11 protein-coding genes are annotated in these 12,573 nt (G+C 70.7%); 7 read left to right on the top strand and 4 right to left on the bottom strand.

Annotated elements, in window-relative coordinates; genetic code table 11:
* Positions 1–45: 45 nt before the first annotated feature.
* Both KUM38_RS36985 and KUM38_RS36980 read right to left on the bottom strand, forming a co-directional pair.
* Positions 46–600: a methylated-DNA--[protein]-cysteine S-methyltransferase gene (locus KUM38_RS36985; protein WP_217136338.1), complete on the bottom strand. Its 555-nt coding sequence runs from the start codon at positions 598–600 to the stop codon at positions 46–48.
* A 54-nt stretch (positions 601–654) separates the two neighbouring features.
* Positions 655–1,527 carry a glycerophosphodiester phosphodiesterase family protein gene (locus KUM38_RS36980; RefSeq protein WP_217136337.1) on the bottom strand — a complete coding sequence of 291 codons (873 nt, stop codon included), beginning with the start codon at positions 1,525–1,527 and terminating at the stop codon, positions 655–657.
* Positions 1,528–1,805: 278 nt separating this feature from the next.
* Between KUM38_RS36980 and KUM38_RS36975 the strand changes: the two genes are divergently transcribed.
* The 7 genes from KUM38_RS36975 to aroQ all read left to right on the top strand — a co-directional run bounded on the left by KUM38_RS36975 (position 1,806) and on the right by aroQ (position 11,032).
* Entirely contained in the window at positions 1,806–2,669 is an 864-nt protein-coding gene (locus KUM38_RS36975; protein WP_217136336.1) for an MHYT domain-containing protein, read from the top strand.
* Positions 2,670–2,710: 41 nt separating this feature from the next.
* Complete coding sequence (gene uvrB, locus KUM38_RS36970; RefSeq protein WP_217136335.1) at positions 2,711–4,849, top strand: excinuclease ABC subunit UvrB; 2,139 nt, start codon at positions 2,711–2,713, stop codon at positions 4,847–4,849.
* A 135-nt stretch (positions 4,850–4,984) separates the two neighbouring features.
* Positions 4,985–5,563 (top strand): TerD family protein, encoded by a 579-nt coding sequence (locus KUM38_RS36965; protein ID WP_217136334.1) that lies wholly within the window; start codon positions 4,985–4,987, stop codon positions 5,561–5,563.
* A 70-nt stretch (positions 5,564–5,633) separates the two neighbouring features.
* Positions 5,634–7,634 (top strand): TerD family protein, encoded by a 2,001-nt coding sequence (locus KUM38_RS36960; protein WP_217136333.1) that lies wholly within the window; start codon positions 5,634–5,636, stop codon positions 7,632–7,634.
* A 287-nt stretch (positions 7,635–7,921) separates the two neighbouring features.
* A complete protein-coding gene (locus KUM38_RS36955; RefSeq protein WP_217136332.1) occupies positions 7,922–8,923 on the top strand; it encodes a TerC family protein in 1,002 nt (333 codons plus the stop codon).
* Positions 8,924–9,208: 285 nt separating this feature from the next.
* Positions 9,209–10,312, top strand: a complete 1,104-nt coding sequence (locus KUM38_RS36950) for a calcium:proton antiporter (protein ID WP_217136331.1) — start codon at positions 9,209–9,211, stop codon at positions 10,310–10,312.
* A 246-nt stretch (positions 10,313–10,558) separates the two neighbouring features.
* A complete protein-coding gene (aroQ, locus tag KUM38_RS36945; protein ID WP_217136329.1) occupies positions 10,559–11,032 on the top strand; it encodes a type II 3-dehydroquinate dehydratase in 474 nt (157 codons plus the stop codon).
* A gap of 50 nt (positions 11,033–11,082) precedes the next feature.
* Here the strand turns inward: aroQ and KUM38_RS36940 are convergent, their stop codons facing one another.
* Both KUM38_RS36940 and KUM38_RS36935 read right to left on the bottom strand, forming a co-directional pair.
* The gene (locus KUM38_RS36940) at positions 11,083–11,739 is read right to left on the bottom strand and encodes an MBL fold metallo-hydrolase (RefSeq protein WP_217136328.1); all 657 of its coding nucleotides are present in this window, start codon (positions 11,737–11,739) and stop codon (positions 11,083–11,085) included.
* A 39-nt stretch (positions 11,740–11,778) separates the two neighbouring features.
* A complete protein-coding gene (locus tag KUM38_RS36935; protein WP_217136326.1) occupies positions 11,779–12,468 on the bottom strand; it encodes a maleylpyruvate isomerase family mycothiol-dependent enzyme in 690 nt (229 codons plus the stop codon).
* Positions 12,469–12,573: the final 105 nt, after the last annotated feature.

The following is a 12,573-nucleotide window of genomic DNA, read 5'->3' as shown; positions in this document are numbered from 1 at the left end:
GGCGCGACGGCGCCCGGCGAGCGCAGTGAGCGGATCCCCGAGCCGTCAGAACAGGGGCTCGGGGAGGACGCCCTCCAGGGCGAGGAGGTGGCGCTTGGTTTCCAGGCCGCCGCCGAACCCGCCGATGCCCCCGCCGCTCTCCACCACCCGGTGGCACGGCACGACCACCGGCAACGGATTCGCGCCCATCGCCGTGCCCACGGCCTGGGCCGCGCCGGGCTGGCCGACCCGCCGGGCCAGATCGCCGTACCCGACGACCGAGCCGAACGGCACCCCGGAGGCCAGCTCCCGCAGCACCTCGCGGTTGAAGCCCGAGATCAGCGACCAGTCCAGCGGCAGCTCGAAGTCCCGCCGCTCACCCGCGAAGTACGCCTCGACCTGGCGTATCACCTCGGCCAGCAGCGGGGAGCCGGGCTCCTCGACGGGCTCGGCGCCGAGCCGCGACGCCAGCCGCTCCAGCGCACCGTCGCGCACCTCGTCGGTGGCGTGGAACACGACGTTGACCAGGCCCTCACGGGTCGCGGCCAGCAGCAGCGGGCCGATGCCGGTGCCGACGACGGCCCACACCACCCGCTGCTCGTACTGCCCATGGCTGTCCATGCGCACCACCGTACGGCCCGCCACTGACAACGCCCCGAGAGCGTGGCGGACGCCTCAGCCGCGCACCGCGTCCCGCACCACGTCAGGCGTGTCGGTGATGATCCCGTCGACCCCGAACCCGGCGACCCGCCGGGCGGCGGCCGCGTCGTTCACGGTCCAGGCGCACACCTCCAGCGGCTTGCCGTGCGCCCCCTTGAGGGCGTGCACGGCGGCGACGTAACCGGCGGAGAGGGAACCGTGCGAGGGATTGATCTGGTCGGTGAAGTCCGCGTACGCGGGCAGGTCCGACACGGGCGGCGTCCCGAGGAAGCCCGTCTTCACCGCGGGCCGCAGATCGTGGACCGTCCGTACGCTGTCCGCGCTGAAGCTCTGCACGATCAGCCGGTTCCGCACGTGCGGGCGGTCCAGCCAGCCCTCGTTGCCCAGCACCTTGACGATCTGCCGCTCTATGCCGGGATACAGCTGAGGGTTCTTGATCTCCAGCAGCAGCTTCTGGCGGTGCCGCTCGACGCGGTGCAGGAACTGCTCCAGCGTCGGCACGCGCGCGCCCGCGTACGCGGAGCCGAACCAGCTGCCCGCGTCCAGCCGGGCGATCTCCGCGGCGGTGAAGTCCTTCACCTTCCACGGAGCCCGGTCGGGGAAGACCTCCTCGACGTCGGTGGTGCGCTGGAGGCTGTCGTCGTGCAGGACGACGAGTTCACCGTCCCTGGTGCGCTGGACGTCGTTCTCCACCCAGTCGACGCCGAGCGCGGCGGCCTTGTCGACGGCCGCCAGGGTGTTCTCGGGCGCATAAGCGGACGCGCCCCGGTGGGCTATCACCAGGGGCCGCGCGGAGCTTTCCGCGGCCCGCGCGGGGGAGAGCGGGAGCAGGAGGGCGGCGGTGCCCAGGAACGCGGCGGCCGAGGCGGTGACAGCGCGTGCGTGCATGTGTACTCCTCGCGTCGAGCGATCACGGTCGGCTCAACTGTGACAGCAGAGGGTCGACGTGAGGCGAGTGCGGGATGGCCGCGGATTGAACGGTGTCGCCCGAATTCCGCACACTGGTGCCACACACCTGGGGCAAGGACGTGTTTCTTTGCCGGAAAATCGTTCGACCATTCCGGTGGGGTCATACTCTCTGCGTCATCCCTGGCCGCCGTCACGGCGCCGGGAGGGGGGTATATCGGGACGTTGCGGGATACACGGGTCGGGAAGGGCAGCCGCGCATGCAAGGCACGGTCGACGGATTCAGCTACGGCCTGGTCACACCGCTGGTGGCCTTCCTCATGGCCTGTCTCGGCGGTGCCCTGGGCCTGCGCTGCACCGCCAGGGCCGTCAGGGGGTCCCGTTCCTGGCGCCCCGGCTGGCTCGCGCTGGGGGCCGCGACCATCGGCTCCGGCATATGGACGATGCACTTCGTCGCGATGACGGGCTTCACCGTCGAGGGCACGCCGATCCACTACGACCGGCTGATCACGTTCGCGAGCCTGGCCGTCGCCGTCGTCATGGTGGGCATCGGGATCTTCATCGTCGGCTACAAGGGCGCCTCCGGAACGGCTCTGTTCACCGGGGGCACCATCACCGGCCTCGGCATCGCCTCGATGCACTATCTCGGCATGGCCGGCATGAGCCTCGACGGACGCCTGGAGTACAACGTCCTCACGGTCGCCGCGTCCGTGGCCATCGCCATGGTCGCCGCCAGCGCCGCCCTGTGGGCGGCCGGACAGGAGCGGGGCCTCCGGTGGAGCGTGGGCGCCAGCGTCGTCATGGGGCTCGCGGTCACCGGGATGCACTACACCGGCATGGCCGCACTCGAGGTGCACGTCCACGGCGCGGCCGAGCCCGCCGCGGGGGAGCCGGCGGCCGCCCTGCTCGGGCCGATGATGGTCGGCCCGCTCGCCTTCCTCGTCCTCGCGGGCGTCGTGGTGGTCTTCGATCCGCTGATGGTCGCCGGCGGGTCCGCCGCGCCCCCCGCCGAGCACAAGCCCGGCGTCCCCGCTCATTCCCCGGCCCACCACTCCCCGGCGCGCTCGCGGCTGCGGGCCCGCGGCCCCGTGGAACACCGCTCCCGGACCCCGCAGCGCCGCTGATTCCGGACCCGTTGTCAGTGGGGGGCCGTACGGTGGATGGCATGCGGCCCGTTTCCCAGATCGAACGCACGGTGGCGCCCTTCGAGGTCGTCAGTCCCTACCAACCGAGCGGCGACCAGCCGACGGCCATCGCCGACCTCGCCCGGCGCATCCAAGCAGGTGAGAAGGACGTCGTCCTGCTCGGCGCGACCGGCACCGGCAAGTCCGCCACCACCGCGTGGATGATCGAGAAGCTCCAGCGCCCCACCCTGGTCATGGCGCCGAACAAGACCCTGGCCGCCCAGCTGGCCAACGAGTTCCGCGAGCTGCTGCCGAACAACGCCGTCGAATACTTCGTCTCGTACTACGACTACTACCAGCCCGAGGCGTACGTCCCGCAGTCGGACACCTACATCGAGAAGGACTCCTCGATCAACGAGGAGGTCGAGCGGCTTCGCCACTCCGCGACCAACTCGCTGCTCACCCGCCGCGACGTCGTCGTGGTCGCCTCCGTCTCCTGCATCTACGGCCTGGGCACCCCGCAGGAGTACGTGGACCGCATGGTCCCCCTCCGCGTCGGCGACGAGCTCGACCGGGACGAGCTGCTGCGCCGCTTCGTGGACATCCAGTACACGCGCAACGACATGGCCTTCACCCGCGGCACCTTCCGCGTCCGCGGCGACACCATCGAGATCTTCCCGGTCTACGAGGAGCTCGCCGTCCGCATCGAGATGTTCGGCGACGAGATCGAGGCGCTGTCCACGCTCCACCCGCTCACCGGCGAGATCATCAGTGACGACCAGCAGCTGTACGTCTTCCCGGCCTCCCACTACGTCGCGGGCCCCGAGCGGCTGGAGCGCGCGGTCAACGACATCGAGAAGGAGCTCGGCGAGCGCCTGACCGAGCTGGAGAAGCAGGGCAAGCTCCTGGAGGCCCAGCGCCTGCGCATGCGCACCACGTACGACATCGAGATGCTCCGCCAGATCGGCTCCTGTTCCGGCGTGGAGAACTACTCGATGCACTTCGACGGCCGCTCTCCCGGCTCCCCGCCGAACACCCTGCTGGACTACTTCCCGGACGACTTCCTCCTCGTCATCGACGAGTCGCACGTCACGGTCCCGCAGATCGGCGCGATGTACGAGGGCGACGCCTCCCGCAAGCGCACCCTCGTCGACCACGGCTTCCGGCTCCCCTCCGCCCTGGACAACCGGCCGCTGAAGTGGGAGGAGTTCCAGGAGCGCATCGGGCAGGCCGTCTACCTGTCGGCCACCCCCGGCCAGTACGAGCTCTCCCGCGCGAACGGCACCGTCGAACAGATCATCCGCCCCACCGGCCTCGTCGACCCCGAGGTCGTGGTCAAGCCCACCGAGGGCCAGATCGACGACCTGGTGCACGAGATCCGCACCCGCGTGGAGAAGGACGAACGCGTCCTGGTCACCACGCTCACCAAGAAGATGGCCGAGGACCTCACCGACTACTTCCTGGAACTCGGCATCCAGGTGCGCTACCTGCACAGCGACGTCGACACCCTGCGCCGGGTCGAGCTGCTGCGGGAGCTGCGCAGCGGCGAGTACGACGTCCTCGTCGGCATCAACCTGCTGCGCGAGGGCCTCGACCTGCCCGAGGTGTCCCTGGTGGCCATCCTCGACGCCGACAAGGAGGGTTTCCTGCGCTCGGGCACCTCCCTGATCCAGACCATCGGCCGCGCGGCGCGCAACGTCTCCGGCCAGGTCCACATGTACGCCGACAAGATCACCCCGGCGATGGAGAAGGCCATCGACGAGACCAACCGCCGCCGGGAGAAGCAGGTCGCGTACAACCAGGCGAACGGCATCGACCCGCAGCCCCTGCGCAAGAAGATCAACGACATCGTCGCCCAGATCGCCCGCGAGGACATCGACACCGAGCAGCTGCTCGGCTCGGGCTACCGCCAGACGAAGAAGGACGGCGGCACCAAGGCGCCCGTGCCCTCCCTGGGCACCAAGGCGGCCAAGGGCGCGAAGAGCACCAAGGGCAAGGCCGCCGAGACCGTGCCGACCGACCGCCCCGCCGCCGAACTCGCCGAGCAGATCGAGGAACTCACCACGCGGATGCGGGCCGCCGCGGCGGACCTCCAGTTCGAGATCGCGGCCCGGCTGCGCGACGAGGTGTCCGAGATGAAGAAGGAACTGCGGCAGATGCAGGAGGCCGGCCTGTCCTGACGGCCGCGCACGCGATGTGTTGCAAGAACGACACAAAGTGCGGACCTGGGTACGTCGCTGTCAGTGCCCCTGCGTAGTGTTCTGGTCAACCGCGATTGCGCGGCAACAGGGGAAGTTCGAGAGGGGAATCAGCGCGTGACCGTCAACATGACCAAGGGTCAGGCCATCAGTCTGCAGAAGAACGACGGCGGCAGCCTGACCGCGGTGCGCATGGGTCTCGGCTGGCAGGCGGCTCCCCGTCGCGGCCTGTTCGGCTCGCGCACCCGTGAGATCGACCTGGACGCCTCGGCCGTCCTGTTCGCGGACAAGCAGCCGGTCGACGTCGTCTTCTTCCGCCACCTGGTGAGCGACGACGGCTCGGTGCGCCACACCGGTGACAACCTCGTCGGCGGTGTCGGCCAGGGCGGCGACGACGAGGCCATCCTCGTCGACCTCTCGCGCGTCCCGGTCCACATCGACCAGATCGTCTTCACCGTGAACTCCTTCACGGGCCAGACCTTCCAGGAGGTGCAGAACGCGTTCTGCCGCCTCGTCGACGAGACCAACGGCCAGGAGCTCGCCCGCTACACGCTGGCCGGCGGTGGCGCCTACACGGCCCAGATCATGGCGAAGGTGCACCGCACGGGCACGAACTGGACGATGACGGCCCTCGGCAACCCGGCCAACGGCCGCACCTTCCAGGACCTGATGCCGGCGATCCTGCCGGTCCTCTAGGCACCGCGCCCGAGGCCGGGCCGGGACACGGCACGCGACACACCACACGCGACACAGGGGGACGAAGGCGATGACGGCCGAGCTGGTGCGGGGACAGAACCACCCGCTCTCCCAGTCCCGTCTGGAGATCCGGATCTCGGCCGGCACGCCGGTCGTGGCCGTGGCCGCGCTCGGCGACGAGAATGGCCGGATCCACGGAGTGGAGTGGGTGGCCCACCCGGGCGCACCCACCCAGCCCGGTCTGGAGGTGTCGCGGCAGGCGGCCGCCGACCACCGTCTCGCGGTGGACCTGGACGCCATGACGGACGCGGTCCACCGCGTCAGCGCGCTGCTCGCCCTGCCCACCTCGGGCGGTGGCCCCGTCCGGTTCGGCGCCGTGGCAGCCCCCTTCGTCGCCGTCACCGGCCTGGACGGCAGCGAGATCGCCAGCTACACCATCACGGGCCTGGAGGCCGAGTCGGCCGTCGTCGCGCTGGAGCTCTACCGACGGCAGGGTGCCTGGAAGGTACGCGCCGTCGGCCAGGGCTACGCGGGCGGTCTGGCCGACCTCCTCACCGACCAGGGCCTGCCCGAGGCCGTACAGCTCGCCGGGACCATCAACGAGGCCGTCGCGCGGGGCCTCGCCCGCTCCGTGCAGGCGCCCCCGCCCCGCCCGGCCGACGGTGACCGCTCCCGTCAGCCGGCCGCTCCCGCGGTCGGCCCCGACCAGGGCGGCACCGCACCGCAGGGTGCCCCAGGCCCCGTACCGCCGTCGTACGGCGGGCAGCCGGCCGGCGGACCGGGACAGACCGGACCGCAGCCGTCGTACGGCGGAACCGGTGCCGCGGACCCGTCCGCCACCACCGGCGGCCCGATCGACTACAGCCACCCCGGCCGGCGGAACTCCGCCCCGCCGCCGCCCCCGCCCACCGCGCCGCCGGCGCAGCCCGGACAGCCCGCGCAACCCGTCGCGGGGGACGCGACCGGCTGGTCCATGGAGGAGCGGCTCTACAACCAGGTCTGGGGCATGTTCGAGGACCTGGCCCGCACCACCGCCGCCTACCGCAGCGCCGTCGACTTCGCCGAGTCCCGCATGGACAAGGAGCTGGAGCAGGCCCTGTCCGATCCGCGCAGCCGGATCGGCGGTCAGGGCGACGCCGCGCGCGAAGCCGCCCGGGCCCGGCACGCACACCTCGTCGACCAGGCGCGAGAAGTCCTCGACCGGGACCTCGCCCAGCTCGTCGCCGAGGCCGACGTCGTCGAACCCGCGCTGCCCCCGGCCTTCGCCCGCTGGGACAGCCCCGCCTGGCACGCCTACCGGGTGCCGATGGAGATACCCATGGCGCTGCGCCTGGGCGACCTGCGGCTGCCCGAGGCCGACCGGATCAGCATCCCGATGCTGCTCCGGCTGCCGCTGGAGCGCGGCCTGTGGATCGACAGCGGACGGGCCGACTCGGTCGACGGGTCGTTCACCGACTCCCACGACATGCGGCGCCTCGCCATGGAGACGGCGGTGGCGCACGCGGCCCGGCTGCTCGCCGTCTACCCGGCGGGCGAGTTCACCGTGCACGTCATCGACCCGGCCGGATCCGGGGCGCAGCCGCTGGCCCCGCTGACGCGGACCGGTGTGCTGGCGGCCCCGCCCGCCCAGGGCGCCGCAGGGGTGACGGAGGTGCTGGGCCGACTCACGCAGCGGGTCGACCTGGTGCAGATGGCGCTGCGCGGAGGCGCCCCCGACGCGCTGCCGCCCGGCTTCGACACCTCCCAGCAGCTGCTGATCGTCAACGACTTCCCGCACGGCTTCGACGACCGGGCCGTGAACCAGTTGCGCTACCTCGCCGACGAGGGCCCGTCCGTCGGGGTCCATCTGATGATGGTCGCCGACCGCGAGGAGTCCGCGGGCTACGGTCCGCTCCTCGACCCGCTGTGGCGTTCGCTGCTGCGACTGACTCCCGTGCCCGACGATCATCTGGCCGATCCGTGGGTCGGACACGCCTGGACGTACGAGCCGCCGCTCGTGCCGCCGGGCAGCCAGGTCCTCCACCAGGTGCTCACCCAGGTCGCGGCGGCCCGCCGCTCATGGGACAGGTGACGTCCCCGCACCTTTGACCAAGTTCGCGTAAAGCCCCGCCACCTGGGGCTTTGTATCTTTCTTTACCTGCCTCTTTACCAATCCTTGGTGGTTGGGTACTGTTGACCGCACGGAGGGGAGTACTCCCTGTCTGTGCGGCGACCCCGTCAATACGGATCAGGCCAGATCCCGGGGCGTCGGCCCGAAGGACCGTCCGGACGCATCCCAGCGCCGGAGGCCCGGGTGGAAGAGACCTCCGGCAGCGACGACGCTGACATTTGCCGTGTGACGTATCTGCCGGAGGCGCAGTGGATGTTTCCCCGACCCTATGGGTCCTGACGATCGCGGGCCTGTGCGCCCTCATCGCGGCCGACTTCTTCATCGGCCGCAAACCGCATGACGTATCCATCAAGGAAGCCGGGATCTGGACCGTCGTCTGGATCGTCCTGGCCGCGCTCTTCGGGTTCGGCCTGCTGATCTGGGGCGGAGGACAGGCCGGAGGCGAGTTCTTCGCCGGCTACATCACCGAGAAGTCGCTGAGCGTCGACAACCTCTTCGTCTTCGTCCTAATCATGGCGAAGTTCGCGGTGCCGTCGCAGTACCAGCAGCGGGTGCTCCTCATCGGCGTCCTCATCGCCCTGGTGCTGCGCGCGATCTTCATCGCCGCCGGCGCAGCGATCCTCGCCAGCTTCTCCTGGGTGTTCTACATCTTCGGAGCCTTCCTGATCTGGACCGCCTGGAAGCTCATCCAGGAGGCCCGGGCCGACGAGGAGGACGAGGAGTACGAGGAGAACAAGCTGCTCAAGGCCGCCGAGCGACGCTTCGGCGTGGCCGACCGGTACCACGGCACCAAGCTGTGGATCGAGCAGAACGGCAAGCGGGTCATGACCCCGATGCTCGTCGTCATGCTCGCCATCGGCACCACGGACGTCCTGTTCGCGCTCGACTCGATCCCCGCGATCTTCGGCCTGACGCAGGACCCGTACATCGTGTTCACGGCGAACGCGTTCGCGCTGATGGGTCTCAGGCAGCTGTACTTCCTCATCGGCGGCCTGCTGAAGAAGCTGGTCCACCTGTCCTACGGCCTGTCGATCATCCTCGGCTTCATCGGCGTGAAGCTGGTGCTGCACGCACTGCACGAGTCCGGGGTACACGTCCCCGAGATCAGCATCCCGGTCTCGCTGGGTGTGATCTGCGCGGTCCTGATCGTCACCACGATCACCAGCCTGCGGGCCTCCCGCAAGCAGGAGGAGGCCGAGGCGGCAGCGGGCCGGGACGAGGGCTCCGTGAAGAACGACATCGACGTCTGATCCTGTCGGACACCGGAACGCCGGGACCGGGAGCGGAGGTCAGCACATCGCCGACCACCGCTCCCGGTCCCGTTTGTTCCCACCCCGCGCCGCGCGCCGGCGCCGACCGAACACGACTCGTACGAGGAGGCCATGCGTGACCATGATGACCCCGAGACGATCAGGATCGCGGAGCGGAGGGGCACGCCGTGCGGCGGTGACACCCCCCGCGCCCCCTACGGTCGGCCGGTGGTCGGAGGGCTGTGGTGAGGTGCGCCGCCCGTTCACGTCTGCGACGATCGCCCCATGACCGCTCGGCTCAGGTCACTCACGGCACAGTGGACGACCCTGGTGCCGGTGTTCGCCGTAGTTCTGCTGATCCTGACCTGGGGACGCGAACTGCCCGGCTGGATCGTCGTACTGGTGACCGCGGTTCTCGCGGGATCCGTGCTGGCGGCCGTGCACCATGCCGAGGTGGTCGCGCACCGGGTCGGTGAGCCCTTCGGCTCCCTGGTCCTCGCGGTCGCCGTCACCGTCATCGAGGTGGCGCTGATCGTCACGCTGATGCTCGACGGCGGGGACAAGAGCGCGACGCTCGCCAGGGACACCGTGTTCGCGGCCGTGATGATCACCGTCAACGGCATTCTCGGACTGAGTCTGCTGGTGGGCTCACTGCGCCACGGCACGGCGGTGTTCAATTCGGAAGGCACCGGCGCGGCCCTCGCCACGGTCGCGACACTGGCGACCCTCAGCCTGGTGCTGCCGACGTTCACCACGAGCAAGCCGGGCCCGGAGTTCTCCACCGTGCAGCTCACGTTCGCGGCGCTCTCCTCACTGACCCTCTACGCCTTGTTCGTGGCGACCCAGACCGTCAGACACCGCGACTACTTCCTGCCGATCGTCAAGCAGAGCGAGGCGGCCGCCCCCGAGCAGGAGCACGCCGAGGCGCCCTCCACGCGCACCGCCCTGATCAGTCTCGGGCTGCTGGGCCTGGCCCTGGTCGGCGTGGTCGGGCTGGCCAAAGGGGTCTCGCCCACGATCGAGTCCGGAGTGGAGGCCGCCGGGCTGCCCCACTCCGTCGTCGGTGTGATCATCGCCTTGCTGGTCCTCCTCCCGGAGACCATCGCCGCAGTGCGCGCCTCGCGCCGCAACCAGGTGCAGACCAGCATGAACCTCGCGCTCGGCTCGGCGATGGCCAGTATCGGCCTGACCATCCCCGCCGTCGCGCTGGCCTCCCTCTGGCTCCCCGGTCCGCTCGTCCTCGGGCTCGGCAACACCCACATGGTGCTGCTCGCCCTGACCATGGTGGTGGGCGCGCTGACCGTGGTCCCCGGACGGGCCACACCACTGCAGGGAGGCGTGCACCTGGTGCTGCTCGCGGCCTATCTGGAGCTGGCGATCAACCCCTAGCGGGGAAGCACGGCCTGACGCTGTCCGACGGCGTGGGACGCGCCCTCCCCGGGATCCGTGGGGCGCCCGGAGACCTGGTTCTCCGGGCGGCCCACGAGCAGTGCCGGAAAGCGTCCGAGGCACGGCCACGCGGTCGCCCGGTGCGGGCCGGGGCAGGGCTCAACGGCCGTGCGCCGCACCGTGATAAACCGGGTCCGAGCAGCGGTTCCGGCGAGGACCGCCCCACCCCGACGGACCGGAGGAACCGTGCCCCGCAACCTGGCCAACGCCCCCATCATGATCCTCAACGGCCCCAACCTGAACCTGCTGGGACAGCGCCAGCCGGAGATCTACGGCTCCGACACGCTCGCCGACGTGGAGGCGATGTGCGCCGAGGCGGCGGCGGCACGGGGCGGCACGGTGGATCTGCGCCAGTCCAACCACGAGGGCCGGCTGGTGGACTGGATCCACGAGGCGCGGCTGAACCACTGCGGGATCGTCATCAACCCCGGTGCCTACTCGCACACCTCCGTCGCCATCCTGGACGCCCTCAACGCCTGTGACGGCCTGCCCGTGATGGAGGTCCACATCTCCAACATCCACCGGCGCGAGTCCTTCCGGCACCACTCCTACGTCTCCCTGCGCGCCGACGGGGTCATCGCGGGATGCGGGGTGCAGGGGTACGTGTTCGCGGTGGAGCGGATCGCGGCGCTGGCCGGCCCGGGACTGACCGAGGCGTAAGCCCCGTTCGCCATGGCGGGCGCTCCCCACCAGGACCGGCTCGCCGCCGCTCACCAGCCCCGCGCGTGCCACTCCGGCAGATGCGGGCGTTCCGCGCCCAGGGTGGTGTCGTTGCCGTGCCCGGGATAGACCCAGGTCTCGTCCGGGAGGACATCGAAGATCTTGGTCTCGACATCATGGATCAGACTGGCGAACGCCTTCGGGTCCTTGTGGGTGTTGCCCACACCGCCCGGGAACAGGCAGTCCCCGGTGAACACATGCGGATGCCCGTGGGGGTCGTCGTAGACGAGGGCGACCGAGCCGGGCGTGTGCCCGACCAGGTGGCGGACGGTGAGCTCCACCCGGCCCACGCGGATGACGTCGCCGTCGTCGAGCGGCACGTCGGTCGGCACCGGGATGCCCTCGGCGTCCTCCCGGCCCGCGTGGGTGCGGGCGCCGGTGGCCGCGACGACCTCGGCCAGCGCCTGCCAGTGGTCGCCGTGCCGGTGGGTGGTGACGACGGACGCGATGCCGTCGTCACCGATCGTCCCCAGCAGGGTCTCCGCGTCGTTGGCCGCGTCGATCAGCAACTGCTCGTCGGTGGCCCGGCAACGCAGCAGATAGGCGTTGTTGTCCATGGGGCCGACCGCGACCTTGGTGATCATCAGGTCCTTGAGTTCGTGCACGTCGGCTGGGCCGCCGACCGTCACCCGACCGCTGTACGTCATGACCGCCAGCCTATAGCGGGAACCCGCGTGGGACAGGTGCTACAGCGGGGGAAGCGACGGGAGGTCCCCGCCCTTGACCGTCAGGGCGGCGCCGTCCCGGCGGCCGGCCAGCCAGCCGAGCAGGTCGGCGGCCGTTCCCTCGACCGCGACCGGGCCGCCGGCCTCCTCGCCGCCGGTGGTCCAGATCCTGCCGTCCACAGTGGCGAGGGCGGTCGACGGCACGTCCCGGTGGCCGGCGAACCGCGCCGCGAGGAAGTCGATCTCCCGCTCCGTGAAGTCCGCCGGCAGGTCCTCCAGCTCGTAGCCGATCCCGAGGTCCACGTGGTGCAGCTCCACCTCGATCCACCGCCGGAACGGCACCCGCTCCGCCCGGTCCGTGACCCCGTTGCGCAGCTCCACCGTGCGCGACCAGTCCGCCGGGGCCGCGCCCACCGCGCGGAAGCGCTCCCCGCTCTCCCGCAGGTCGGCGAGGTGCACGTCGAGGGGACGCGGCGCGTCCCGCTCGATGTCGGCGTCCCGGGCCTCGCCGGAGACGTACATGGGGCGGCCCTCGAGGACGTTCACCAGAGCGTCCGCGTTGCGGGCCAGGTGGGCCAGGACATGGCCGCGGGTCCAGCCGGGCAGCCGTGACGACTGGGTCACAGCCGCGTTGTCCAGTGCGGCGACCGCGGTGAGCAGCCGCTCGGTCGCTGCTTGTACAGACGCCAGGTCATCAGCGTGATCAATCATGGTGCTGACCCTAGCCCTGTCACACCATCGGGTGAAGGTGGTGGAGCAGTGCCCTAAATCGAATGCACGTGCTATATGGTCGTGTTCGGCGTCGGGCATGCTGGA

Source organism: Streptomyces sp. AC558_RSS880 (genome assembly GCF_019049255.1).
GTDB lineage: Bacteria > Actinomycetota > Actinomycetes > Streptomycetales > Streptomycetaceae > Streptomyces.
Note: the sequence above shows the minus strand (reverse complement) of the source record. Positions and strands in the feature narration are given on the sequence as shown.